The organism is Burkholderia sp. b14, assembly GCF_900156195.1.
Classification (GTDB): Bacteria; Pseudomonadota; Gammaproteobacteria; order Burkholderiales; family Burkholderiaceae; genus Mycetohabitans.
On the sequence record NZ_FTPJ01000003.1, the window covers coordinates 1652969 to 1679518 of the forward strand.

At 61.6% G+C, this 26550-nt stretch carries 22 protein-coding genes and 2 tRNA genes; 5 read left to right on the forward strand and 19 right to left on the reverse strand.

Going from position 1 to position 26550, the window contains the following annotated elements; translation table 11 throughout:
• Window positions 1-9: 9 nt before the first annotated feature.
• The 13 genes from queD to def all read right to left on the reverse strand — a co-directional run bounded on the left by queD (window position 10) and on the right by def (window position 11786).
• Window positions 10-456: a 6-carboxytetrahydropterin synthase QueD gene (queD, locus tag B0B13_RS12045; protein WP_076785890.1), complete on the reverse strand. Its 447-nt coding sequence runs from the start codon at window positions 454-456 to the stop codon at window positions 10-12.
• An 18-nt stretch (window positions 457-474) separates the two neighbouring features.
• Entirely contained in the window at window positions 475-1116 is a 642-nt protein-coding gene (gene queE, locus B0B13_RS12050) for a 7-carboxy-7-deazaguanine synthase (protein WP_076785889.1), read from the reverse strand.
• Window positions 1117-1138: 22 nt separating this feature from the next.
• Window positions 1139-1873 carry a 7-cyano-7-deazaguanine synthase QueC gene (gene queC, locus B0B13_RS12055; RefSeq protein ID WP_076796602.1) on the reverse strand — a complete coding sequence of 245 codons (735 nt, stop codon included), beginning with the start codon at window positions 1871-1873 and terminating at the stop codon, window positions 1139-1141.
• Between the two features lie 116 nt (window positions 1874-1989).
• Window positions 1990-3258: a glycosyltransferase gene (locus B0B13_RS12060; RefSeq protein ID WP_076796604.1), complete on the reverse strand. Its 1269-nt coding sequence runs from the start codon at window positions 3256-3258 to the stop codon at window positions 1990-1992.
• A gap of 140 nt (window positions 3259-3398) precedes the next feature.
• Window positions 3399-3474 (reverse strand) — tRNA-Phe (locus B0B13_RS12065).
• A gap of 105 nt (window positions 3475-3579) precedes the next feature.
• Entirely contained in the window at window positions 3580-4266 is a 687-nt protein-coding gene (gene esaR, locus B0B13_RS12070) for a response regulator transcription factor EsaR (RefSeq protein WP_076785751.1), read from the reverse strand.
• Window positions 4267-6699, reverse strand: coding sequence for a sensor histidine kinase (locus B0B13_RS12075; RefSeq protein WP_286137299.1), 2433 nt, complete (start codon window positions 6697-6699; stop codon window positions 4267-4269).
• A 1-nt stretch (window position 6700) separates the two neighbouring features.
• A complete protein-coding gene (locus B0B13_RS12080; protein WP_076785753.1) occupies window positions 6701-7294 on the reverse strand; it encodes a DUF4390 domain-containing protein in 594 nt (197 codons plus the stop codon).
• Window positions 7291-8670: a 16S rRNA (cytosine(967)-C(5))-methyltransferase RsmB gene (gene rsmB, locus B0B13_RS12085; RefSeq protein ID WP_076796610.1), complete on the reverse strand. Its 1380-nt coding sequence runs from the start codon at window positions 8668-8670 to the stop codon at window positions 7291-7293. The genes B0B13_RS12080 and rsmB overlap by 4 nt, the downstream gene beginning before the upstream one ends.
• The gene (htpX, locus tag B0B13_RS12090; protein WP_076796613.1) at window positions 8671-9528 is read right to left on the reverse strand and encodes a zinc metalloprotease HtpX; all 858 of its coding nucleotides are present in this window, start codon (window positions 9526-9528) and stop codon (window positions 8671-8673) included. It abuts the gene before it with no gap.
• Between the two features lie 81 nt (window positions 9529-9609).
• Window positions 9610-10251 carry a LysE family translocator gene (locus tag B0B13_RS12095; protein WP_076785756.1) on the reverse strand — a complete coding sequence of 214 codons (642 nt, stop codon included), beginning with the start codon at window positions 10249-10251 and terminating at the stop codon, window positions 9610-9612.
• Window positions 10252-10260: 9 nt separating this feature from the next.
• A complete protein-coding gene (gene fmt / locus B0B13_RS12100) occupies window positions 10261-11274 on the reverse strand; it encodes a methionyl-tRNA formyltransferase (RefSeq protein ID WP_076797316.1) in 1014 nt (337 codons plus the stop codon).
• Between the two features lie 8 nt (window positions 11275-11282).
• Window positions 11283-11786: a peptide deformylase gene (gene def / locus B0B13_RS12105; RefSeq protein WP_076785758.1), complete on the reverse strand. Its 504-nt coding sequence runs from the start codon at window positions 11784-11786 to the stop codon at window positions 11283-11285.
• 250 nt (window positions 11787-12036) lie between these two features.
• Here def and dprA point away from each other — a divergent pair, with 250 nt between their 5' ends.
• From dprA to B0B13_RS12120, 3 genes are all read left to right on the forward strand, one after another.
• Window positions 12037-13782, forward strand: coding sequence for a DNA-processing protein DprA (gene dprA / locus B0B13_RS20090; RefSeq protein WP_076796615.1), 1746 nt, complete (start codon window positions 12037-12039; stop codon window positions 13780-13782).
• 147 nt (window positions 13783-13929) lie between these two features.
• Window positions 13930-14307, forward strand: a complete 378-nt coding sequence (locus B0B13_RS12115; protein ID WP_076796618.1) for a thioredoxin family protein — start codon at window positions 13930-13932, stop codon at window positions 14305-14307.
• 217 nt (window positions 14308-14524) lie between these two features.
• Window positions 14525-17203 (forward strand): DNA topoisomerase III, encoded by a 2679-nt coding sequence (locus tag B0B13_RS12120; protein ID WP_076796621.1) that lies wholly within the window; start codon window positions 14525-14527, stop codon window positions 17201-17203.
• A 215-nt stretch (window positions 17204-17418) separates the two neighbouring features.
• Here the strand turns inward: B0B13_RS12120 and B0B13_RS12125 are convergent, their stop codons facing one another.
• Both B0B13_RS12125 and B0B13_RS12130 read right to left on the reverse strand, forming a co-directional pair.
• A complete protein-coding gene (locus B0B13_RS12125) occupies window positions 17419-18576 on the reverse strand; it encodes a LysR family transcriptional regulator (protein ID WP_076796624.1) in 1158 nt (385 codons plus the stop codon).
• A 217-nt stretch (window positions 18577-18793) separates the two neighbouring features.
• Window positions 18794-20650: a phosphoenolpyruvate carboxykinase (GTP) gene (locus B0B13_RS12130; protein WP_076796627.1), complete on the reverse strand. Its 1857-nt coding sequence runs from the start codon at window positions 20648-20650 to the stop codon at window positions 18794-18796.
• A gap of 350 nt (window positions 20651-21000) precedes the next feature.
• Between B0B13_RS12130 and B0B13_RS12135 the strand changes: the two genes are divergently transcribed.
• Window positions 21001-22014 carry a D-2-hydroxyacid dehydrogenase family protein gene (locus B0B13_RS12135; protein ID WP_076785765.1) on the forward strand — a complete coding sequence of 338 codons (1014 nt, stop codon included), beginning with the start codon at window positions 21001-21003 and terminating at the stop codon, window positions 22012-22014.
• A gap of 567 nt (window positions 22015-22581) precedes the next feature.
• A tRNA-Lys gene (locus tag B0B13_RS12145) sits at window positions 22582-22657 on the forward strand.
• A 1012-nt stretch (window positions 22658-23669) separates the two neighbouring features.
• Here B0B13_RS12145 and B0B13_RS12150 read toward each other — a convergent pair.
• The 4 genes from B0B13_RS12150 to sap1 all read right to left on the reverse strand — a co-directional run bounded on the left by B0B13_RS12150 (window position 23670) and on the right by sap1 (window position 26343).
• A complete protein-coding gene (locus tag B0B13_RS12150; protein WP_076796632.1) occupies window positions 23670-24353 on the reverse strand; it encodes a DUF799 domain-containing protein in 684 nt (227 codons plus the stop codon).
• A 13-nt stretch (window positions 24354-24366) separates the two neighbouring features.
• The gene (locus B0B13_RS12155; protein WP_076796634.1) at window positions 24367-24735 is read right to left on the reverse strand and encodes a DUF4810 domain-containing protein; all 369 of its coding nucleotides are present in this window, start codon (window positions 24733-24735) and stop codon (window positions 24367-24369) included.
• A gap of 41 nt (window positions 24736-24776) precedes the next feature.
• The gene (locus tag B0B13_RS12160) at window positions 24777-25457 is read right to left on the reverse strand and encodes a CsgG/HfaB family protein (protein ID WP_076796636.1); all 681 of its coding nucleotides are present in this window, start codon (window positions 25455-25457) and stop codon (window positions 24777-24779) included.
• A 535-nt stretch (window positions 25458-25992) separates the two neighbouring features.
• Window positions 25993-26343, reverse strand: a complete 351-nt coding sequence (gene sap1 / locus B0B13_RS12165) for a surface attachment protein Sap1 (protein WP_076785769.1) — start codon at window positions 26341-26343, stop codon at window positions 25993-25995.
• Window positions 26344-26550 lie beyond the last annotated feature (207 nt).

Here is a 26550-nt window from a genome sequence, read left to right on the forward strand (position 1 = left end):
TGGCGGCGTTCAGTCGCGGCTGATATCGGCCCAGCAGTTGGGCGTCTCGTACAGGCGTACGTTGGCCAGCCGCAGGTTGATGCCGTAATGCGCATCATAGACGTGGGCCAGGATCTCGAACGCCTTAGCAGCCAAATTCTCGACAGTCGGGATCCGGTCCAGCACGACCGTCTTGTGCTCGGGCAGCGTATCGAGGAAAGAACGGACCATCACATCCTGCTCATAGACGATGAACGCGTGATCCCACACGTTCACCAAGTGCTCCATCGCCAGCCGCTTCACGTCGGCAAAGTCCATCACCATGCCGCGATCCGGCGCGCCTTCCGTATCGACGAGTTCGCCTTGCAAGGTGATTTCCAGCACATACCGATGGCCGTGCAGGTTCCTGCACTGGCTGCGGTGATCCGGGATACGGTGGCCTGCGTCGAATGCGAGTTTGCGCGTGATAGTCAGCACGGTGGTCCAGCGCCTGGTTCAGGGAATATTCAAGTACTTATGCGTCTGCATCGACAGGCGCCATTGGGGATGCCGCTTGCACCAATCCACGGCCAGCTTCGTGTTCAGTTCGCGCGATGGACCATCCATCGGTTGCACGAGAAAGTGCTCGAAATCCAGCCGCGCGTATTCCGACAACTGCTGGTTGTCCTGCGGGATCACAACCTTCAGTTCGTTGCCGCGCGTCACCACGAGGGACGAACCAGCCTTCGGGCTTACGCAGACCCAATCGATGCCGGGAAGCACCGGCAGGGTGCCGTTGGTCTCGATCGCGATGACAAATCGTTCACGGTGCAGCGCGTCGATCAACGCCGCATCGAGCTGCAACATCGGCTCGCCGCCGGTACAAACGACAAAACGGTATTGTGCCGCAACCTCGCCAGGCGGCCACAGCGACGCGATCTTCGCCGCCAGCGCATCGGCATCGCGATATTTGCCGCCGTTCTCGCCGTCGGTGCCGACAAAATCGGTGTCGCAAAAGCGGCACACCGCATCCGCGCGGTCCTGTTCGCGGCCCGACCACAGGTTGCAGCCCGCAAAGCGGCAAAACACCGCCGGTCGACCGGCATTGGCGCCCTCTCCCTGCAACGTGTAGAAGATTTCTTTGACCGCGTACGTCATCTCACTGCCTACCCCTGAAGCGTCAAAGCGACGCGGGATCAACGCGCCCGCCATGCCGGAATGCGTGGTAGCCGCGTGCGCGCAACCTGCATGCCGGACACTCGCCGCAACCGAAGCCCCAATCGTGCAATTGAGCCCGCTCGCCGACATAGCATGTATGCGTCTCGACGCGGATCAGCTCGACCAGCGCTTCGCCGCCAGTCGATTCTGCAAGCCGCCAAGTGTCCGCCTTGTCCAGCCACATCAGTGGGGTTTCGAGCACGAAACGCTGGTCCATGCCCAGATTCAGCGCCACTTGCAGCGCCTTCATCGTGTCATCGCGACAATCTGGATATCCGGAAAAATCAGTTTCGCACATGCCGCCCACCAGCACATCGAGCCCGCGCCGGTACGCAACCGCTGCCGCGATCGTCATGAACATCAAGTTGCGGCCTGGCACAAATGTGTTCGGCAACCCGTTAGCCTGGGTCTCGATCTGGATCTCGCGCGTCATTGCTGTGTCGCTGATCGCCCCCAGCACCGACAGGTCAACGCGATGGTCGTCGCCAAGCGCCGGCTTCCATTGAGGGAACGCGCGGATCAACGCATCGCGGAACCCCTCGCGGCATTCCAGCTCGACGCGGTGCCGCTGCCCGTAGTCGAAGCCGATGGTTTCGACGCGATCGTAGCGTGAAAGCGCCCATGCCACGCAGGTGGCCGAATCCTGTCCACCGGAAAACAATACGAGCGCGCCGCGTTGGGCGTCTGTCCGAGTCACCGTGGCACTCCTTCGATCAGATGCAGGCAGTATAGGCCGGCGCCGCGCGGGCCACTGCGCGCGAGTGTTTACCGGTCATCGGCCTGCCGGAGGGCGGCGCAAAACAATGGATTTTATCATGCGGACCCAGCGGACCTCACGGACGCAGCCACGTCGGCCAACCCAGCATCGCGCTTGCACAAGCGCGAGGCCAACTCCACCAGGCGGCGATTCGCTGCGTGAGGGCCGTATTCTTGTACGCGCGCGAGCCCACACGCCACCAAACGCCCGCGTAATACGTCGTCCGTCAGTACTCGCTGCAACACCTCTGCCATCGCGACCGAGTCACCCACCGGCACCAGCAGTCCCGCCTCACCATCAGCGAGCACCTCCCGAGGACCGTTCGGGCAATCGCTTGACACGACCGGCGTACCAAGCGCCATCGCCTCGAGCAACACCATCCCGAATCCCTCGGAGCGGCTACTTAAGACCAACACGCGTGCATGTCGCATGAAGGGGAACGGATTCGCATGGAAGCCGGCAAACACGACGCTATCAGCCAGCCCGAGACGGCTGACCCGCTGCTCCAATACCGGGCGGTAAGGACCATCGCCAACCAGCACGAGCATCGCGTCGCCATGGCCACGCTCGCGCATCCGCGCGTACGCGTCCAATAACGTTTCATGATCCTTTTGATCACCGTCGAGCCGCGCAACCGATACGATATACGGACGTGTCGGCAACTCGACCAATGCTTCAGACTGTGCCCGGATCACTGCAGGGTCGATGACGTTCGGCAATTCGATGACGTCGCGCAATCGCGCACCAAACATCTGCCGCGCCTCGCGCGCCATGCCCGTATTGAGTGCCGCGACTGCTGCGTAGCGCGCGTATTGACGTGCGAGCCGCTTGACCTTGGCCGGCCGATTGCCGAGCCGGGCCGCGAGGCTGAAGTGGCTGATGCCGATCCATAGCTTGCCGCCGGCGCCCGCGTGCTGGCGCAGCGACAGATCGAAGTCGCAGATCAAGTCGTAGTGAGCCGCAAGGGCGCGAATCCGGCGCGCGAACACCTGTCGCAAGTACGGTCGCAATAACAGTTGTTGCACGATACGGCCAATTCGGCTGAGCCGGCGTTGCAGCCGCAGCGTCTCGAGCCGATACTGCCACGGCCGGTCGGCGAGAAAGTGCACGCGCACGTCGCCAGGCAGCTGCGCCCGGAAATGCTGTTCGAACTCCTCAGTCGGAAACCCGACGATCAAGTCGACGTCGAACGCGCCACGATCCAGCGCATGCAACCATCCCATCAGTGCGGTCTCGGTCCCGCCAAGTCCAAAATGGTGGATATGGAATGCGATGCGGGTGCGCGTGACCTCGGCCTCGCGCGCCGCATACTTGTCGTGTTGCATGATTCGTAGGATTCCTCGCCTGTCCGCGTTACCTGGAGCGTCGCACGCACCGACAGTGCAAGCCTCGCCTCCATGAACAGGCAATCAATAAACAAAAACCCAAGAACTTTTCGGCTCTTGGGTTTTTGTCAATCAATCGGTGGTGGCCTGGGGCGGAATCGAACCACCGACACGCGGATTTTCAATCCGCTGCTCTACCAACTGAGCTACCGGGCCACGCGAAGCAAAAATTATATCAAGGCCTGCTGCAGACCTCAAGTTTTTTTCGGCGTGGCACACGTGGCACGGGCGGTGCAGCGAGGCAGGCAGCGCGCGGCGCCGTTATTCCGACTTGTTCTTGCCCAGTTCAACGCCAAGCTGCTTAAGCTTACGATACAGATGGGTACGCTCCAACCCGGTCTTTTCCGCAACGCGCGTCATGCTGCCATTCTCACGCGCGAGGTGATATTCAAAATACGCACGCTCGAACGCGTCGCGCGCATCGCGCAGTGGAATGTCGAACGAGATGGCCGTGGTCGGCACGCCTGCCACACCATTGGACGCGGCATCCAATGCGTCCGCGACCGGCAACGCTGCCGCCCCGGCGATCGTTTGCGTCGCCGGCACGGGCGGCTTGCTGGCCGCCGTCGCCGACGGTGCGGCCTCTCCGCGCGCCAGCCCTTGTTCAACCGCACTCAACAGCTTCTGCAGCGCAATCGGCTTTTCGAGGAAATTCAACGCACCAATCTTCGTCGCCTCGACCGCGGTGTCGATCGTCGCATGCCCTGACATCATGATGACCGGCATCGTTAGTTGGCCCTGTGCCGTCCATTCCTTGAGCAGCGTCACACCATCGGTATCCGGCATCCAGATGTCGAGCAGTACGAGGTCCGGCGTCGATTGCTGCCGATACTCCCGTGCCTGTTGTGCGTTTTCGGCGACGTCGACAGCATGTCCTTCGTCGCTCAGGATCTCCGAGAGCAATTCTCGGATACCCATTTCGTCGTCTACCACCAGAATGGTTGCCATTTACGCTACCTTTGTCTGCGCTGTTGCCGCTATTGCTTTTGTATGCGCCGTGTCCTTCGCCGCTGCAGCGGATTGCGGCGTGCGCGTGTCGCCTAAAGGGTCCGGTGCATCGACGCCGTCGGCCAACTGCAGGAACAAAATCGATATCTGCGCGCCAGCCACGCCCCGTTCTCCCGGCTTCGTGCGGTTGCGGATGTCGATACGCGCACCATGCTCGTCGATGATTTTCTTCACCGTAGCAAGCCCGAGACCTGTCCCTTTAGATTTGGTCGTGACATAGGGCTCGAACGCGCGTGCCAGGATGCGCGCGGGAAAGCCCGGACCATTGTCCGATACTGCAAGCCGGACCGCGACGCGCGATTGCCCTTGCGCATCGGGCTCGCCGTATTCTACTGTCCTAGTCTCGAGCAGGATATGCGGGCTCGGAACGTCCGCGACCGCATCCAGCGCGTTCTGCAACAGGTTGTGCACGACCTGCCGCAGCTGCGTCGGATCGCCCTTGATCACCGGTAATGCCGACAGCGCCACCTTCAACGGGCCCTTGCCGTCCTCGATCCCATACAGCGTCAACACTTCGGTGACCAACTCGTTCAATTGTAAGTTCACGAGCACCGCCGGAGGCGTGCGCGCGTATTCGCGGAAATCGTCGACCATGCGCTTCATGGCGGCAACCTGGTTGACGATCGTCGTCGCACTGCGCTTCAAAAAGCCCGCATCTTCCGGCGCGAGCTTGTCGCCGAGCTTCATTTGCAGCCGCTCGGCCGACAACTGGATCGGCGTGAGCGGATTCTTGATCTCGTGCGCGAGCCGCCGGGCGACTTCGCCCCACGCAATCGAGCGCTGCGCCGAGATCAAGTCAGAAATATCGTCAAACACCACCACATAGCCCGCGGCGCCCATCTGCGGCGCATGAGCCAGGCCAGGCTGCGCAAGGCGGCTGCCGCGCACGAGCAGTGTCAGCGGGTCGCTTTCACCGGATACCTCGATCGCGATCTGCTGTTGCCAATGTCCGGTGTCGGGCGGCAGGCCTTGCTCAGGGGAGCGCGCCGCATCACGTTCGGCAAACGCCTTGCGGATCATCGCGCCGAACGCGGCCAACACGGTGATCTGCTCCAGGGGCACGCCAAGCAAGGCGTCAAAAGGTTGCCGGAAAATCCGCTCCGCGCCGCGATTCGCCGTGGTTAGTCGAAACTGATGATCGAATACGAACACCCCCGCCGTCAGGTTCGCGAGGATACTTTCCAGATAAGCCTTCGAATGCTCGAGCTCGATCTGGTTGCGCTCGACCGCGGCGCGCGCATCGGAGAGCTGGCGCGTCATTGCGTTGAACGATTGGGTCAGGAAGCCCAGTTCGTCGTTCGTCTTGATTTCGCGCTTGGGCGTGTAATCCCCGCGCGCTACCTCCTTGGTGCCCTGAGCCAGCAGAAACAGCGGACGCGCCAACTGGTTGCCCAACGCCAGCGCCAGCATCATCGCGGTAAATGTCGCGAGAAACAAAGCAAGCGTCAGCGTACCGATATACATCTTGCGCAGGCCGGTCCTGCCGAGCGCCTTCTCCTGGTATTCGCGGTACGCACGCTGCACTGCGTCGGCATTGTGCGCCAGCGACGACGGCACCGGCTGCGCGAGCTGCAAAAAGCGCTCGCTCGGTTGCAGCGCGCTCGTGTCCGTGCTCGGGATACGGACTACCACGCGCAGCCGCAGCACGTCCTTGGCGGCGGTATGCGCACCCGCGCCGCTGTTGTCGATCTCGCCCTCCACGGCCGCATAGCCACGCTCGCGCGCCTGGCCGAGTACCAGCGGCGTGGGCAGGTCATCTGGCAAAATCGCCGCAAAATTGGACGACGCCTGCGCGATGACGCGCATCTCGCCGGTCGCACCGGACACGCTACGCGCCGGCTCGACAATCGTCGCATCATGCACGCCGAACTGGTCGCGCAGCCGCAGCAACGTCAGCGTCATATTGGACGGATCGGTATTGGCAAGCTGGTCTGCCATCAGCCGGCCTTTATTCTGTAGGTCCGACAATGACGCATCGAGCATGCCGCGCCCGAGGTTCAATCCGGAGGTCAGCGCCGTCTCGATATTGACGTCGAACCACGATTCGATGCTGCGCGACACAAACTGCAGCGACACCAGGTAGATGATACCGCCCGGCAGCACACCGACGAGCGCGAAGAATACTGCCAGCTTGGCGAGCAGCCGCGTGCCGAAACGCCCCTGCCTGAGCCGGCTGACGATGATCCACACCAATCCACCGACGATCAGCATAAAGATCAGCGCGACGACGAAGTTCGCCGTGTACAGCCACGAATAATAGCGGTCGAAGAACTCGGTGTTCGCGCTGGCGAGCGCCAGCAACCCCAACAGCAGCAGCGCGGTCAGCACGAACGTCCCGATCAGCAGCCTAACCAGCAGACTCTTGAACCTCATGCTATTTGCCATGCTCGCCCGCCGTGAACGTAAACCGCTTCCAGTCCGAGGCCAGGTTCCAGTCGCGATTGTTGACCGCGTCGATCTGGAACGGCTTGGGCATCAGCGCGGTATCGAGCTGCATGCGTACCGACGCCGTATAGGTCTCGTCGGGCTTGACCTGCGAGCGGTCGATTACATGCCACGATGTGACATGGCGAATCACCGCCAACGCGTCCTCCAATGTCGGAAAGCCCAGTTGCAACCCGCCGGTGGACACGCGATACTCGCGCGTGAGCGGCTGGAACGACAGCCTCAGACTTTGCGACACGCTGACCGGCTGCTCATCGAACCAATACCAGCGCGCGCGACTCAACTGGAACTCCGTCGTGAAATACAGTGGGATGCCCCGGTTGACAGCGTCTTCCAGACTGCTGTTGAGTTGGAAGTCGAACCGCGCGTCCAGGCTCCAACCGTTGCCGTCGGCCTGTAACGACGCCCGCTGCACCGAGCATGTGTCCGCGCGCGAGCCCGATGCGAATGTCGCGAACCAGACCGCCAGCACCAGACCGAAAACGGCAACGAGCCGTGACGAGAAAAAGCGTGATTGGGTCACCGTTTCTGAAAGCGCGCGTAGAAGAATCCGTCTTGGTCGAGGTCCGATCGGGCGTCACGGTGAGCATCGCAATGCTCACCCGGGCACGCCGCCGTGGGCAGGATTTGGCCCGGCGCGTCCAATCGTACCGCATCTTCGAGCGCGTGTTCAAACCATGCGGCTTGTTGCTCGCCTTCTTCCGGGAAGATCGAGCATGTCACATACAGCAATTGCCCGCCGCGCTCCAGCAGCGGCCAGAGCGCCTGCACGATGCGGCGCTGCTCGGCAACCAATGCGATGATGTCGGTGGAACGTCGCAGCCAGCGGATATCCGGATGGCGCCGGACGATGCCTGACGCGGAGCACGGCACGTCGGCCAGTATACGATCGAATCGCCGGCCATCGTGCCACTGACCCGGCTCACCTGCATCACCGATCTGAATGCTGGCGCGCAGCTTCAACCGCGCGAGGTTTTCGTTGATGCGCGCAGCCCGTGCCGCATCCCTGTCGAGCGCCACCAGTTCGATATCGGCGCATTCGAGAAGATGCCCGGTCTTGCCGCCGGGCGCCGCACACGCGTCCAACACACGCATTCGGTCGCGCACGTCGAGCAGCGCGGCGGCACGCTGCGCGCCCGCATCCTGCACTGAAATCGCGCCTTGCGCGAAACCGGGCAATCGTTCGACCGGCATCGGCTCGCGCAGCGTGAGCGCGGTATCTGGGCAAGCCGGGTTGCGCAACGCGTCGATGCCGCTTGCCCGCAGCCTCTCGAGATAGGTCGCCACATCCGTCTGACGACGGTTCACCCGCAGCGTCATCGGCGCATGCGCGTTGCCCACTTCAAGCAAACGCTGCGCGTCGTCGGGCCACGTGCGCTGCAGTGTGTCGATCCACCATCGAGGATAGTTCCAGCGCGTAACCGGATCAAGCATCGCTTCGGCAAGCAAAGCGGGCCGTGAACGGACCATATTGCGCAGCACGGCATTGACCAGCCCCTTCGTATGCGCGACATCCGCGCGGGCCGCGATCGCAGCGACCGCCTGGTTGACCACCGTGAAGTCAGGGTATGCGCGCGTCGCATCAGGCTCAGCAAGCAACGCGAATGCGCAGCGCAACACATTCGCCACGTGTTCAGCAGGCGCTCTGCGAACCAGCGCGTCCAGCCACGCGTCAGCTCGTGCCAATTGCCGCGTCGCGCGATAGGCAAGGTCTTGGATTGCGCCGCGAGCCTGCGCCGACGCGATGCCCGCATGGACGATGGCCAGCGCGTCCGGCAGCGCGGTCCCGGCCCGCAGCCGCGCAAGGGCGCGTGCCGCACCGTCCAACGCAAACGCGAGAGAATCCGGCCGCAGCGTGGCGGCGCCGGAGGTAGGCCGTTTCCAGGGCACGTGGCTCACTCAGCTATAACGCCCCGTGCGCGCCATCGCCATCAGCCGCGCGATCCGTTCCTCAGTCGCCGGGTGAGTGGAGAACAGGTTTTGGACCGCGCCACCGGACAGCGGGTTCATGATCATCATCTGCGCGGTCGCCGGGTGCTCCTGCGCAGCAGCGAACGGAATGCCCGCCGCATACCGATGGATTTTATCGAGCGCTGCCGCCAACGCTTGCGGATCACCGCTGATCTGCGCGCCGCCGCGGTCCGCCTCGAACTCCCGCGAACGCGAAATCGCCATCTGGATCAGACCGGCGGCTAACGGCGCCAACAGCGCAACCACGATACCAGCAATCGGGTTAGTCGGCCGACCTTGCTCGTCCCGGCCGCCAAAGAACATCGCGAAGTTGGCCAGCGCGGAGATGGCTCCCGCCATCGTCGCCGAAATCGTCGAGATCAGGATGTCGCGGTGCTTGACGTGCGCAAGCTCATGCGCCATCACGCCGCGCATCTCACGCTCGGACAACACGCGCAGGATACCGGTGGTCGCCGCGACCGCCGCGTGCTCCGGGTTGCGGCCGGTTGCAAACGCATTCGGTTGGTCTTCGTCGATCAGGTACACGCGCGGCATCGGCAGCCCAGCGCGCGTAGCCAGTTCGCGGACCATCCGATAGAAGTGTGGTGCGCTGGTTTCGTCGACCTCCTGCGCGTTGTACATCTTCAGCACCATCTGGTCCGAAAACCAGTATGAGAAAAAATTTATGGCCAGCGCGAACACCAGCGCGATCGTCATGCCGCGCGTGCCGCCGATCATGCCACCGATCACAATGAACAGCGCGGTGATCGCGGCCATCAGCAACGCAGTCTTGAACCAGTTGAACATGTTAGCCACTCCGAACCAAACGACCCGTCGTAAGGATTATGTTAGATAGGGGTGTGCATCAAAAATTCAATGCCCCACCCGTCAGCGTGTCGTCATCGCCAGCTTGATACCGAGCCCAATGAAAGCGCTGCCCACACCGCGCTCCAGCCACTGCCTAACCCGCGCACGCCCCGACAGCCGCTGCGTCGCGGTGCCGGCGATCCAAGCCACGAAACAGGACCAGACCAGGCTCATCGCGACAAATATCCCGCCGAGTACCAGGAACGCCAGCGGCTTGTAGTCACTTTGCGCCGATACAAATTGCGGAAAGAATGACACGAAGAACAGCATAACCTTGGGGTTTAGCACGTTCGTCCAGAAACCCTGCAGATACACCGCGCGCAACGGCCTGGGCATGCCCGCGGCGGCGCCCGCCGTCGCCACACCGCCGGGCCGTGGCTTAGTCAGCAGCAACCGGGTCCCTAAATAAATGAGATACACCGCACCCGCGATCTTGAACACCGAAAACGCCGTCGCCGACGCAGCAAGCAGCGCGGTCAGGCCGAACGCGCTCGCCAGCGTGTGCACACAGGCGCCGGTGGACACGCCGAGCGCGGACAATACACCGGCCTTCCGCCCCTGCGCGAGACTGCGCCCCACGATGTACGCGGTGTCGGGGCCCGGCGTAAGGTTGAGCAGAAACACCGCGGCGATGAAAAGCGGAAAATGCGTGATTCCCAGCATGGCCACTCTCTATTGCGACGGTAGCGCAGCCTGGGGCCGATCGTTCGGCCCGGTCTCGAAGCGCTGCCCCACGCGCAGCGGAAATCCCGCCACGAATTCTCGGGCGGCAAGCCGCTTGCCTCCCGGCTTTTGCAACTGGGTAACGCGCAATGCATGCTCGCCACAGGCGATCGTCACGCCAGCACTGTCCACAGCCCGAATAGTGCCCGGAGCCAGCTCAGGCCCGCTGGCGCATACCGGCTCGGCGGCCCAGATCTTCAGGGGCGTGCCCCCCAGTATCCCATGCGCGGCCGGAAACGGGTCAAAAGCGCGCACCTTGCATGCGAGCACTTCGGCTGGCAAGCGCCAATCCAGCGCCGCCTCCTGCTTCGATAGCTTGTGCGCGTACGTGACGCCTTCGCTTGGCTGCGGCGTCACCGGTAACGAACCGGTACGCTCCAGCTCGCGCAGCCCGGCAACGATAAGCCGCGCGCCGGTCGCGGCCAGCTTGTCATGCAGCGTACCCGTCGTGTCCGTCGGCTCGATCGCCACGGCTTCACGCATGAGCATCGGGCCCGTGTCTAGACCCACGTCCATCTGCATCAACGTGACGCCCGTGATTCGGTCGCCGGCCTCGATCGCGCGGTGGATCGGCGCCGCACCGCGCCAGCGCGGCAACAACGACGCATGAATATTGATACAGCCATGCGGTGCGATATCGAGCACCGCTTGCGGCAACAGCAGCCCGTATGCAGCCACTACCATCACGTCGTGCGGCGTGGCGCGCAATAGCGCCAACGCGTCGGTCGCTTCAGTAGGATACTTGCCGTCGCATCGCAACGAGGGCGGCTGCGCGAGCGCCAACTCCCGCGCCAGCGCGAGCTGTTTGACCGGACTCGACGAGGACTTCATTCCGCGTCCCGCCGCACGATCAGGTTGCGTCAACACAAGCGGCACCGCAAAGCCCGCGTCGTGGATCGCCTGCAGCGCGGTCGCTGCGAACTGTGGCGTACCGGCAAAGATTACGCGAAGGGTAGACGTCATCGCGGCCGTCACATCGCGTGCTCGAGTTTCTTCATCTTCGTCTTGATCCGCATCTGCTTGAGCGGCGACAGATACTCAACGAATACCTTGCCGAGCAGGTGATCCATCTCGTGCTGGATGCAGATCGCGAGCAATCCTTCGCACTCCAGCTCGAAAGGCTCGCCGTTCTCGTTCAATGCGCGCACGCGAACCCGCTCGGCGCGTTCGACGCTGTCATAGATGCCCGGCACCGACAGGCACCCCTCTTCATTGACCTTGCGCTCATTGCTCGACCAGACGATCTCCGGGTTGATGAACACGCGCAGCGCGTCGCGAGTATCCGACACGTCGATGACCACGACGCGCTCGTGAACATCCACCTGCGTGGCCGCTAGCCCGACGCCGGGCGCCGCATACATCGTCTCGGCCATATCGGCCGCCAGTTTGCGGATGCGCTCATCGACACGTTCGACGGGCTTGGCGACCTTGTACAGGCGCTTGTCGGGGTAATGCAGGATATTGAGCAAAGCCATGATCAATCAGTCCTCTCGAGTGGACTCGTATTCGCGCACAAGCGTCGGCCAATCGGCCGAATCGCCCACCTCTTCATCTTCGGTAATAGTTAAGTCAGGGCGCAGCGCCCCCGAATCAAGCCGCGGGCGGCATCGCGGGCGCGCAAAGGCCGCTTGGCGCTTGCACTGGCGGACACGGCGCGCGGGTCCTGAGACGCGAACCGGGAACGCTGGAAACCAACCTACTGGACTGACAAAATTTTATCACGCGATGAATACCACGATTCAGCCGCCGATGCTTGCGGCAGATGAACTCGCTGCCTGGTTGACGCTCGCGCATACGCCGCGCGTGCCGGCATCGGCGGCGCTCGCGCTGCTCGCGGCATTCGGCTCGCCGCGACCCATCATGACCGAGACGGCCGCGGGCCTGGAGCGTGTAGTCGGCGCCGTCGCCGCGCAGGCGTTGCTGCAAAGCCGCGACGCGGTGGCACCACGCGTGGAGGCCGCGCTTGCGTGGACCGCCGGAGATGCACGGCTGATCGTGCCGTTCGGCCACCCGGCGTATCCGCCCGCGCTGCTGACACTGTACGATCCGCCGCCGCTACTTTACGTGCATGGCACGATCGGCGCGCTGCACCGACCAGCGCTGGCGATCGTCGGCAGCCGCAATCCAACGCCGCAAGGCAATGACAATGCGCGCTTGTTCGCGCAGGCGCTTGCGGCACAGGGTGTGTGCATCGTATCGGGACTGGCGTTGGGCATCGACGGTGCCGCGCATCGCGGCGCGCTGGATAGCGGCGGCGTAACAGTGGCGATCACCGGCTCTGGCGCGGATGTGATTTACCCGCAACGTCACGTCAGCCTGGCGGCTGAAATCGTCGAGCGTGGCGGTGCCATCCTGAGCGAATGGCCATTGGGCGCCGCGCCGCTGCGCCAGCACTTCCCGCAACGCAATCGACTCATCGCCGCGATGGTACGGGGCGTGCTCGTCGTGGAGGCCGCCCCCTATTCCGGTTCGTTAATCACCGCGCGACTGGCCAACGACATTGGCCGCGACATCTTCGCCATTCCCGGCTCCATCCATTCGCCGATGTCCCGTGGCTGTCACCGGCTGATCAAAGACGGCGCCAAGCTAGTCGAAACACCGCACGACGTGCTGACCGAGCTTCGATTGCCGGAGCCCGGCGTCGAAGCGGCCCCCGGCACCGCCCCGGCCAGCGTGCAAGCCGCCCCACCGACCGTCTACGCGACCCATGCGCTGGCAGCCCACACGCCTGAGCTGTCGGCAATCCACAGGCCCGAGGCGGCAATCTGTGCTTCGGATGCTTTGGCGACCCGCATGCCAGAGGCTTTAACGGCTCATAGGCATGATACTTCGATGACCCATACACCGAATGCTTCGGCAGTCCATACGCCGAGTACTTCGGTGGCCCATACGCTGGATACTTCGGTAGCCCACACATCGAATACTTCGGTAGCTCACACATCGGATATTTCGGCAGCCCACGTACCAGATGCTTTCACAACCGATACAGCCGGTGCGTCGACAACCCGCCCGGCCGAGCGCGCCACCATCCGGCCAGTGCGCGCTGAAACGTCCCAATTGGCTGACGCGCCGGCAGCCGATTGGGGCGACGCCACGGCCGCCGTACCGGCCGATCCGTTGGTGACTGACCACCACGCGCGTCCACGGCGGTACCGCACCGTCACGCCCGGTGACGCACGGCGCGGCACCGCTGCGGTGCGCGCCTCCACCCGACATCGCGCAATCGGACCCTGGTCGAGCGCCCGACGCCGCCCAGCGTACCTCGCTGCTGCACGGAATACTCAAGCCAGCCATCCCGCAGACGCAGCGCGGCGCGCAGCCCTGGACGCAATCGGACACGATCCCGTCACGCTTGAAACCCTAGTACAGCGTACCCATTTGGACTGCGCGACACTGCAAGCGGTACTGCTGGAACTGGAATTGGCTGGTACGATCGTTGCGCTACCAGGCGGGCGCTTTCAGCGCGCGTGAGCAGATTGCATGCCGATCGCACGGCGACCATGCTACAGTCCAAAGTTAGATTGCATCGGTAGCGGCGTGTCACCACGGCGGCACCCGCCAGGCGAGCCACGCCGGCACGCCCACGCCGCCACGATGCGTTGCCAGGATCTCTCAATCATGCCTGCCCTCGACCTTGACCACGACGCCGACGTCATCACCACACGTCTGTCATCCGCTGACACGCTGTTTGTCGCCTGCCTGTGCGCCGAATGGTGCGGCTCGTGCCGCGAATACCGGACCGGTTTCGACGCGCTCGCGGACGCGCATCCGGAAGCATGTTTTGTTTGGATCGACATCGAGACGCATGCCGACCGGCTCGATGACCTCGATGTGGAGAACTTTCCGACCATCCTGATCGAAGATACTCATGCCACGCGCTTTTTCGGCACCGTACTGCCCCATCCGCAGATCGTTGCGCGGATGCTAGTCGACTTATCCTCGCTGCCTGGCGTGGAGCGCGCGCCAAAACTACGTCCGGCGCTCGTTGACGCGTGAGCGACGCGGCACGCAAATTGCCCATTCTCCGGCTATTGCCACCTCGCGCCACGCTTGCACGCAATTGCGCTGAGCGCTTGCGGTCGGCCTTAACACGCGCTTATCATGCGCGGCTGAACTGTTGCCGCAAGCCGCTTGCCGCGCTCGAGCCGCGATGTGTTTGCGGCCGATATGCTATAAAGCGTTCGATTCCGCGCATTCGTACTTACCAATAGTCATGTCAAAAGCCCTGATCATCGCCGAAAAGCCGTCTGTCGCGAACGATATCGCGCGCGCGCTGGGCGGCTTCACAAAGCATGACGATTACTATGAGAGCGATGACTATGTGCTGTCGTCGGCTGTTGGTCACTTAGTGGAGATCGCGGCGCCGCAGGAGTATGAAGTCAAGCGCGGCAAATGGAGCTTTGTGAATCTGCCCGTTATTCCGCCCCATTTCGACCTTCAGCCGATCGCCAAAAGTGAATCTCGGCTAAAGCTGCTGACCCGACTGATCAAGCGCAAGGACGTCGACCGACTGATCAACGCATGTGACGCGGGCCGCGAAGGCGAGTTGATCTTCCGGCTGATCGTGCAGCACGCCAAAGCCAAGCAACCGGTGCAGCGTTTGTGGCTCCAGTCGATGACGCCGGCGGCAATCCGAGACGGCTTCGCGCAATTGCGCAGCGACCAGGAGATGCAACCGCTGGCCGACGCGGCACGCTGCCGCTCCGAGGCCGATTGGCTCGTGGGCATCAACGGCACGCGGGCGATGACGGCGTTCAACAGCAAGGGCGGTGGCTTTTTCCTGACCACGGTCGGACGCGTGCAGACGCCAACGCTGTCGATCGTCGTGGAGCGCGAAGAAAAGATCCGTCGCTTTGTGCCGCGCGACTATTGGGAAGTCAAGGCTGAGTTTGTTTGCGCGACCGGCTTCTACGAAGGGCGTTGGTTTGACCCGAAATTCAAGAAAAACGAGTTTGATCCCGAACAACGCGACTCCCGACTCTGGAGCGCGGCCGCGGCCGAAACGATCGTTGCGGCATGCCGTGGGCAGATGGGCACGGTCAGCGAGGAATCGAAACCGTCAACGCAGCTCTCACCGCTGCTGTTTGACCTGACCAGCCTGCAACGCGAGGCGAACGGACGCTTCGGTTTCTCGGCCAAGAACACGCTCGCGCTGGCCCAGGCGCTATACGAGCGGCACAAGGTGCTGACCTATCCGCGTACCGATGCGCGCGCGCTGCCCGAAGACTACATGGCCGCGGCCCGCGATACGCTGGAGGTGCTCAAGGAAAGCAACAACTACCTGCCGTTTGCCAAGCAGGTGCTGGACAAGGGCTGGGTCAGGCCAAACAAGCGGATCTTCGATAACACTAAGATCAGCGATCACTTTGCAATCATTCCGACGCTGCAAGCGCCCAAGAACCTGTCCGAGCCGGAGCAGAAGCTGTACGACTTGGTAGTCAAGCGTTTCCTGGCCGTGTTTTTCCCAGCCGCCGAGTACAAAGTGACGACCCGGATCACGGAAGTGGTGGGCCATCATTTTAAAACCGAAGGCAAGGTATTGGTCGCGCCAGGCTGGTTGCAGGTGTACGGCCGCGAGACATTGAGCGAAGATGCGAACCTCGCGCCGGTCGCCAAGGACGAGAAGGTCCAGACGGACAAGATCGCAGCCCAGCAATTAACCACCAAGCCGCCCGCCCGCTACAACGAAGCGACGCTGCTCTCAGCGATGGAAGGAGCGGGCAAGCTGGTCGAGGACGACGAATTGCGCGAAGCCATGGCGGCCAAGGGCCTGGGCACGCCCGCCACGCGCGCAGCGATCATCGAGGGGCTACTTGGTGAAAAGTATCTGCTCCGCGAGGGCCGCGAGTTGCTCCCGACGGCTAAGGCATTCCAGCTGATGACGCTGCTGCGTGGCCTGGGCGTCGAAGAGTTGACCGCCCCCGAGCTGACCGGCGAGTGGGAACACAAGCTGTCGCAAATGGAGCGAGGCCGTCTGGAGCGCGAAGCGTTCATGCGCGAGATCGCGCGTATGACCCAAACAATCGTTAAACGTGCGAAGGAATACGATTCGGACACGATCCCGGGCGATTATGCGACGTTGAAGACGCCTTGCCCGAACTGCGACGGCGAAGTCAAAGAGAACTACCGTCGCTTCGCGTGCACGAAATGCGATTTCTCGATCTCGAAGATTCCGGGTGGCCGCCAGTTCGAGATCGACGAGGTCGAGCAGTTGCTGTCGGAAAAATCAATCGGCCCGCTGTCGGGCTTCCGCTCGAAGATGGGCCGACCATTCTCCGCCATCCTCAAGCTCGCGCGCGACGAAGAGGCAAACAATTACAAGCTGGAGTTCGACTTCGGGCAAGATACGGCGGGAGACGATGGCGAAGCCCCCGACTTCTCCTCACAGGAACCCGTCGGCCAATGCCCGAAGTGCCATGCGCGTGTGTTCGAGCACGGCATGAGCTACGTTTGCGAAAACCAGACCGCCCATCCGAAGACCTGTGACTTCCGTTCCGGAAAGGTGATCCTGCAACAGGAAATCACGCGGGAGCAAATGGCAAAGTTGCTCGATCAGGGGCGCACCGACCTGCTGACGAATTTCAAGTCGTCCCGCACCGGGCGCAACTTCAAGGCATTTCTCGTCAAGCAGAAAGACGGCTCGATTGGCTTCGAGTTCGAGAAGAAGGAGCCGGCGGCAAAGACCGCAGCGAAGTCTTCAGCGCGTGGCGCGAAGGCAAACAGCGAAGCCGGGGGCGCCGTGCCCGATACGACGCAACACGGCGACAGCGACCACGCGACGCCGCTCAAGCCCGCAACCAAACGGGCTGCCCGAACCGGCACGGCAACAGCGGGTCCTGCCGCGAAAACCACTGCACGCAAGGCGCCGGCACGCAAGCGCACCGCGGGCTGACCACCCCGGCGAGCACGGGCCAAGCATTGGGCGGAGCGGCCGGTAAGACACCGGACGATCAATACATCGCACGATATGTCACTTCACGCACCGGTGATGCGGCGTTACAGGTACCCGCGCGTGCACTGCCGTGGCCACGAGGTGGTGTGGTGCACGGCGCCGGAGGCCCGGCGTGCCAGCGGCGGCAGGTCGCGCCGCCCGGACATATCCGCTGCCTATGCCGGTTCGTACGTGTGACGTTCAGCGTTGCCCGGATATCGCCGTGGCGCCGCCGGCGCACGGCGCGTCCCTTTGCGTTCGATACCGTTAGCGCGCAATTGTTCATCAAGCTGGTCCAGCTCATCCTCGCCGCGCCCTTGTTCCGGGCGTCGGGGTGCCGGGGCCGGATGCACCGCCGCGTCGGCCAACCCCATCGAGCCGTCAGCTGCCTTAGTGTGCGCGCCATCAATGCCAGACCATTGTTCACCGAGCATGCTGTTCGGCGTCTGGCTGAAGTGTTCGACGAGGTGATCGATGAACGTGCGCACCTTGGCCGGCAGATAGTGCCGACTGGGATAAGCGATGTTGATATCGACCCGCGGCAGATGATATTGTGGCAACAAGCGCATCAAGCGCCCCTCGGCCATGTCGCGGCCGATCAGGTAGCTCGGCAACAACGCAATGCCATTGCCGAGCAACGCAAGCTGACGCAACATCTCGGTATTGTTCGCAATCATCACATTGGCGGGCCGCACCCGGACCTCTTGGCCATCTGGACCAGTGAATACACGCTCGTCGCCCCAATAGTCCGGGGGCAATGACAGGCAGTGATGCTCGAGCAAGTCCTCGGGTCGCTGCGGCGCACCATGCTTGGCGATGTACTCAGGCGTTGCGCAGACGGTGATGCAGCCGGTAGTCAGCCGACGCATCACGACACTGGCGCTGCGCACGTTGCGCGCAATTACGACGCCGACGTCGAAACCCTCCTCCACCATATCGACCTCCCGGTCCACCAGCGTGACGTTCGGGACGACCTGCGGAAACCGCTGCGCGTACGAGTGCAGCACGGGCGCCAAATTGTGTAGCCCGAACACCACTGGCGCGACGATGCGCAACGTGCCGACCGGCTCGTGATTGCGCGCCACCACCATCTGCTCAACCTCTTCCAACTCGTCCAGGATCTGGCGGGCGCGCTCAAGATAGACTTGGCCAGACTCGGTCAACGAAAGTGAGCGCGTGGTTCGGTTCAGCAAACGGGTGCCCAACCGGCTTTCCAGGTCGGCGACGTGCCGGGTGACAACAGCATTGGACATGTCCATCATGGAGGCCGCCTTGGCAAAGCTGCCTAGGTCCGCCACCTTGACGAAAACGCGCATCGACTGCAAATGATCCATTAGGAAACTCCTACAGCGTGCAACCGAAATGGCGTTGTTGCACAATTGCAATGCGGGATTTTCCTATGACTTGCGAAAGTCTGCATAAGTTGCGGCACTGCGGCACAGCATTTTCCGAAAAAACGCCGAAACCTCGTAGGGGAATCGGCGCAATGTGGTACTAACGGACTATTCAGCGCAAAAACTCTCAACCACGCACCGATTTTGTGCAAAAGGACTAGACCGCGAGTTGTTGCTCGATCCGGTCTTTGATTCGGCTCAACGCCTCGGGCAGCCGGCGCTCCAGCTTGGCGAACAGTTCTCCGTGCAACGCCAGCTCCTCGCGCCACACGCCAGCGTCAACCGACATGACCTGCTCGAACTGTTGACGTGAAAACGCCAGGCCGGTCCAATCGATATCCTCATAGCGCGGTGAAACGCCAAACACATGCTCGACACCACGCGCCTGTCCGTCGATGCGCCCGAGCATCCACTGCAGAACGCGCATGTTGTCGCCAAAACCCGGCCAGACAAACTTGCCGTCGGCGCCCTTGCGAAACCAGTTCACGCAATAGATCCTAGGCAACGTCGCGCCTTGCGCTTGCAGCCGGGCGCCGATGTCGAGCCAATGCGCGAAGTAGTCACTCATGTTGTAGCCGCAAAACGGCAGCATCGCGAATGGGTCGCGACGCACGACGCCTTGTTGGCCCGCCGCGGCGGCCGTCGTCTCGGAACCCATCGTCGCGGCCATATAGACGCCTTCCACCCAATTACGTGCCTCGGTCACCAGAGGCACGGTACTGGAGCGGCGGCCGCCGAAGATGAATGCGTCGATCGCCACACCCTGCGGGTTTTCCCAATCAGGATCGATCGACGGGCACTGCGATGCAGGCGCGGTGAAGCGCGCGTTCGGATGAGCGGCCTTGCGACCGGCTTCTTGCGCAATCTGCGGTGTCCAGTCCTGACCTTGCCAATCGATCAGGTGCGCAGGCGGCGTGTCCGTCATGCCCTCCCACCAGACATCGCCATCATCGGTCAGCGCGACATTCGTGAATATCACGTTCTGGCGCAACGTGGCCATCGCATTGAAATTGGTCTTTTCACTGGTACCCGGCGCGACGCCAAAATAGCCGGCCTCCGGATTGATCGCGTACAGCCTGCCGTCCTGGCCCGGCTTAATCCATGCGATGTCATCGCCGATCGTCGACACACGCCAGCCGTTCATCGCCTGCGGAGGAATCAGCATCGCGAAATTCGTCTTGCCGCAGGCTGACGGGAACGCGGCAGCGACATGGTACTTGCGCCCCTGCGGCGAAGTCACGCCCAGGATCAGCATGTGTTCGGCGAGCCACCCTTCGTCACGACCCATCGTCGACGCGATACGCAGCGCGAAGCACTTTTTGCCGAGCAATGCATTGCCGCCATAGCCTGAGCCGTAGCTCCATATCTCGCGGGTTTCCGGGAAGTGCATGATGTATTTTGTATCGTTGCACGGCCAGCGCACATCGGACTGACCTTGGGCGAGCGGCGCGCCGACCGAGTGCACGCACGGCACGAACTGGCCGTGCTCACCGAGTATGTCGTAGACCGGCCGCCCCATCCGGGTCATAATCCGCATGTTCACGACCACATACGGGCTATCAGTCAGCTCGACGCCGATGTGCGCAATCGGCGAGCCGAGCGGTCCCATCGAGAACGGCACGACGTACATCGTGCGCCCGGCCATCGAGCCATCGAAAAGCTGTCCAAGCGTCGTGCGCATCTGGTTGGGATCGATCCAGTTGTTCGTCGGACCCGCGTCCTCTTTGCGCTGCGAACAGATGAACGTGCGGTCCTCAACCCGCGCGACATCGGACGGATCCGAGCAGGCGAGATAACTGTTCGGACGCTTCGCTTCGTTGAGTTTTTTGAACGTTCCGTGCCGAACCATCTGGTCGCACAGCCAGTCATATTCCTGTTGAGAGCCATCGCACCAGACGACGCGGTCCGGCCGCGTCAACGCTGCGACGTGCTCGACCCACTCGATCAGCTTGCGGTGCCTGACGTATGCCGGAATGTCGGGATCAATGGTGGGGGTGCCTCCTGGTTGATTCATGGAGCTGTCTCCGTTTTGACAAGAAAGAAACGGTATGAGCCCGACGATGCTGGCTGCGAGAGGCGCGCGCCAATGGGCGCGCGTGCGCAACAGACGTCGCGGACATTGCAGTTTGCCGGCTTGTACCATCTTGTAACGTGGCTTGCATCGGCGCTCGACAAGCTGTTAGAAATTGAAAAGGCTGCTTGATTCTCGGCACGGCATAGGTGCGCTGACGCGCACGAAAGCAGTTCTCCGGTCTCGGCGCATCGGTGCCGCCGATCACTGCATTGCTGGTAGAGCGTCAAGCATAGCACCCTGTCCGCGGTGCAAGTGGTGCACCGCAAAAGACCGCCCTGTTCTAAGTCCCCATGAAGATTGCCATCCTCGATGACTACCAAGACGCCGTCCGCAAGCTCAACTGTTTTCAACTGCTCGCCGGGCATGACGTCAAGGTGTTCAACAACACGGTGCGCGGGCTCGGGCAACTCGTCAGCCGACTCGCGGAAGTCGAAGCGCTCGTATTGATCCGCGAGCGTACGCGCATCACGCCGCAATTGCTGGACAAACTACCGCGACTGAAAGTCATCAGCCAGACCGGCCGCGTATCCAGCCACCTGGACCTGCAGGCGTGCACCGAGCGCAGTATTCCGGTGCTCGAAGGCACCGGCTCGCCCGTTGCGCCCGCCGAACTGACGTGGGCGCTGATCATGGCGGCGCAGCGTCGCATTCCTCAATACGTCGCGAACCTCAAGCAAGGTGCCTGGCAGCAATCAGGCTTGCGCACCACCGCGCTGCCACCGAACTTCGGACTCGGCCAGGTACTGCGCGGGCAGACGCTGGGCATCTGGGGCTACGGGAAAATCGGCAAGATTGTCGCCCACTACGGGCGCGCGTTCGGCATGACCGTGTTGATCTACGGACGCGAACATTCGTTGCAGGCGGCGAAAGGCGATGGTTTTGAAGTGACGCAGACGCGCGAGCAACTCTTTGCCGAAAGCGACGTGCTGAGCCTACATCTGCGGCTACACGACGAGACCCGCGGCATCGTGACCGTCAATGACCTGGTGCAGATGAAACCGACGGCACTGTTCGTCAACACGAGTCGCGCCGAGCTGCTCGAGGAGAACGCGCTCGTATCAGCCCTTCATCAAGGGCGGCCGGGCATGGTCGCGGTGGACGTATTCGAAAGCGAGCCGATCCTGCAGGGCTATCCGTTACTGCGCATGGAAAATGCGATTTGCACGCCGCACATTGGCTATGTGGAACGCGAGAGCTATGAACTGTATTTCGGCGCGGCATTCAACAACATCCTCGCGTATTTGGGCGGCGATACGCAAAACGTCGTGAACCCGGAATCACTCACGGCGCGGATGCGGCGTTGATGCGCAGGTGCGTCGGGGCTGCACGGGATCGCCGGTGCGCATCGCGCGCATAAAGCTTATGTTCAGCGATACGGTGGTCATCGGCCGGAGCCAGCGCTGCGGGGCGCGGCCAATAACCATCGCGGTATCCGCCGCCCGCCATGGAAACTTGCCCGCGAATGACGCCACTAGCGTGCCAGAGCGCGGCCGAAAAAGGCAGACGCAGCGTGAGCATATTGTCGTGGAGCGCCTCGGCCCGGAGTTAAAATGCTTTGACCCAGGTGCAAACAAGCTGTCGAGCATCGAGTCGATCGCGGCGAGACTCATTGAGCAATGCTTCTTTTCAGTTCGGGTGGCGGGGCTAGATGGCACGGACAATGTACCGTCGAGCACGTGCCGGCGACATCATATTGGGGCTGAGACGGGCTTGCTCGAGGAGTGTCTAGAGCTTGATTCGAGATGGGGAGCGATCGGGGCGTCTGTGAGAGGCAGGCGACGGCCGTGAATAGGGAGCGGCACAGCACGAGGATGTCCGGTCCAAAAAATGTGTGCGCGCCGCAAAAAGCCTGCTATAATTCCCCTTCTGTTGGGGCGTTAGCTCAGTTGGTAGAGCAGCGGACTCTTAATCCGTAGGTCGAGTGTTCGAGTCACTCACGCCCCACCAAAGAATTCTGTAATTAAAATCAAGCATTTGCGAGTGATCGCCAGTGCTTTTTTTTCGTTCATCGGTCGGACGCGGAGCCTCAAAAACTAGCCTTTGCCGGAAATCTGCCGCTACGTCGGCATTGAATCAAGCGCCCAAATGGTTGTCGCCATTGACCAGGCGAACGACCGACTCAGGCTTTGGTTTCATCGTCGGTCACGGTCAGTACCACACTCCCTTCTGAGGCCGAAAAGAGGTGGCGATAGCCACGGTTTAGACGGATGATGTCGAGGCAAGCCGCCGCTTCCGGGATGGGCGCTGTCGCTATTCCATACTCCGGAAGAAATCCTCCAGTCCCCGACGCTCTTGCTCGGTAAACAAGGACGTGCCAGGGATTGGGGACGGCAGCCCCGATGGCATGCTCACGGGCTGAGCTGCCGGCGGGTGCTGGAACGCAGCATTGACCGGAAACTCGGGGGTGGAGGCGTGAGTTAGTGGCGGCATGTCCGGCGACGATAGGCCGGGCGCACCGTAGTCGTCGTTCCTGCGCTGCCCCCATAGCGTAAGGGAAACGCCGTCGTCCGGCGTTTCCACGGTCTCTGGAGGGCTGTTGGCATGATGTCGATCCGGGGCATTCCGCCATAACCCATTGGCTCTCCCGACATCGATTGACGCAAGAGGCCGGCCACGCCGACTCGCCAAACTGCGCTGCTGTTCCGCTTGGCCTGGCAGTCCTCGCAGAGGATCTGTTGTATTGGCGTAGCGTGGAGCCGGAGCCGGCGTGTTCTGCTGTTGCGTCGATTCCGCAGTCCTTGCTTGCTGGTTTTCAAGCGACGTCCTATTGCTCCGTGTCAGGCTGCTGATGAATTGCCCCATCGAAACGACTCCCAAAGTGGATCGAAGGAGCAATATAGTCACCACACGAAGATCAAGCCGCGATACCGCCGCATCGATGGCTGGGCGCCCGAAAATGGCCCGCTGCGCATCTCAACCACGACACCGCGTCCCGTGGGCAAACGCAGCAATGCAGCCGTCAATCGGTTCCGTACTTCGGCGAGCGCGGTCCGTAAAGCAAGCCAGTCGGCGGCCCGGCCGACAACAGGCGCCGGCTCGCTAGATTCGCAACGTCAACGCTGTCGTCGGACAGCGTATGCGCAATCTGCTTGATCGCGGCCTGGGCCAACATGCCGATCAATCCAAATGCACCGACGTTGACGTTGGTGCCCACCTCGTCGCCGGTCGCACGCCCCTCGCCCTGCCACAGCACATCGCCGGTTTTCAGATCGACAAGCTTGGCCGATGCTGCCACGACCGTCTTACTGTCGAGCACGGTGTAGACGGAGCCATATTGCTTGACCTTCGTATAGAGTGCGGCGTCGGCGCCGAAGATGTCGCGAAGCTTCGCGGGCGTGACGCCTTGAATATCCGTCGGAGTGGTCAGCCCGTTGTACTTGAACGTCTCCTCCATGGGCGCCACCGGTACCACGTAGTATCCAGCCTCGGCCAACGGAAGCGTCATCTGCGAAAGCAAACCGTATGTCGCCTTCACGTCCGACGTTTCATTCACCGGCGGCAGCACGAGGATTGAACGCGGCTGGCTTCTCTTGAATGCCGTGTAGTCAGGACGTTGGGCGGGGCCCGCACACGCGGCCAGCAATGCGAGCATCGCACCGACGCATAGCGATTTCAGTAAAGAGATCTTGCTGATCTTGAACATAGTGACGCTCAGCTCAGGGTTGCTTGGACTTCTTCATTAGGAAGTCCATGTACGGCGATGATTCGGGAAACGACTGTCTCTCGGCCTCGAATGCTTGTGCGGCTTGCTGGTCCTTGCCGACGCTCGCATACAGCATTCCGAGATGCGCATGAAAACCAGGTGGCGGGCGATTTCCCGCCGCACGAATTTGTTGCAGCGCTTTTTCCAGGGCGTCGATCTGCTGCTCCGGCGCCGCTTGTCCTTTGAAGTACTCGTAGACCTGCGGCTGATAAGCGTCCCATTGATACAACGGCACGGCCGGGTGACTGGCGCAGCCGGTCAACCAAGCCGCAGCCGCGACCAGCGACAATCCGTTTTTTCTGAATAAGATAGGGAAATTCATACTGCTTTTTTTAACGATTGGCATAGCGCGGGGCGACCGCTTCATTTCACCGAGCCAAGTGCGCCGGCATCGACCTGTTCAACCAAGTGGTTGACCGCTTCCTGAATGGCCAGATCTAGCACCTTGCCATTCAGCGTGGAGTCATAGCCGGCCGTGCCGCCAAAGCCGATGACCTCCCGATTGGACACGCTGTACTCGCCCGCGCCCTGACTCGACAGCACGACTTCAGACGTCGCGGTATTGACGACATTGAGATTGACCTTTGCGTACGCGACCTGCTCTTTGCCACGCCCGAGGATGCCGAACAGTTGATGGTCGCCGACCTCCTTGCGACCGAACTCGGTGACGTCGCCCGTCACGACGAAATTGGCCCCCTTGATCGCCTGAGCCTTTTTCATGAAGCCAGCTTCCTGCTTAATCTCGTCTAGATTGTCCCGATCGAGCACGTTAAAACGGCGGCTCTGTTGCAGTCGCGTAACCAGAATCGTCTTGGCCTGTCCACCGAGACGGTCGATTCCGTCGGAAAAGATGCCGCGCATATAGCTAGACCGGTTATCGAACTTGCCGACGGCGATCCCCATCGGCTTGCCAGCGAACGGTGTTTGGGCGCTGCTGACCACGGGCACCGGCAGCGTTCGCGACGATTCCGTCGCGCACGCGCTTAGTCCCAGGGCAAGCGCCGCCGTCAACCAGATAACGCCAACATTTTTATGCTTTTTCACGCAACCTCCTTATCAACTTAAAAAAACACTGCCTAATTGGGCGCGGCTCGTGGCAAACGCCCGAACGCGGCCATGCCGTTGCCAAATCGGCGGCAACGTCAGTCATTGCCCAACTTGTCGAACCAGTGAAATAAAAAAAGACGCGCTTAGCTTGGCGCTCGCCATGCTAAGGTTTTTCGATGAAACGGCGTGTGTAAAACAACAGCCGCTACTACTGCGCCAGTCTTATCTATTCCGACAAAATCGATAGCCCCTTCGTCGTTTTTTGTTCGAAATCCCGCTACACCTGCATTTTGCAGCCATCATTTCGCTTCATCGATGGCAACGAGAAAGGATTTTACGATGTGGTACTAAACAGCGAGATTTTCACGTCTGAGTCGCACAATGTCAACGCCGAATTGACATTGCGCGACCGCTGCAAAGAAGATGAGATCCAGCCCATTTGTATGGGCGGATTCCGGCTACCGCAGTGCCTCAAACCAGTACGGCGCTCGTATCAGAACACAGCAATTCATCGCCATGCAGGCATTCTTCACTATTGCTTGATAAAGCGGTACGAAGTCCATAAGCCGTTCGGATCGCGATTGCCCGCGTTCTGAAATTCAATTGCATGCCCGACTACTCGGATAATTCTGAATTCGTCATTCTCCGGCGTCGACAGGCATTGATACGCATTGAACAACTCTTGCATTTTTCCTTGTTCACCGGCCAACGCATGCTGATCAGCCGCGTCCAGCTTATCGCGCGACAAGCATCCATAGGCATTTGCCTTGAACCGGAACGTCTGGTCCGGCGCCAACTTGACGACTTTGTCCTGGGCTTGCGCCGCGGAAAATGCGACGGCAAGCGTGACGAGAGCAAAAACCATCCCAGTACGTTTCATCATGAATCTCTCTCCTGTGAGCTGCGCATACCTTGGTATGTTATATTTGAAGTTAAACGCAGCAGTTCCATCGTAGACCAATGCACGCGAAGCACAAGCAGAATTTGTGTGCAACCGCAATAGGCCAAAATGCCGCACCCATCGGTAACATGCCTACCACGCGCATTGCAGCGTTTTGACGCATTGCACATATCGTGCTGCAGTATGTCG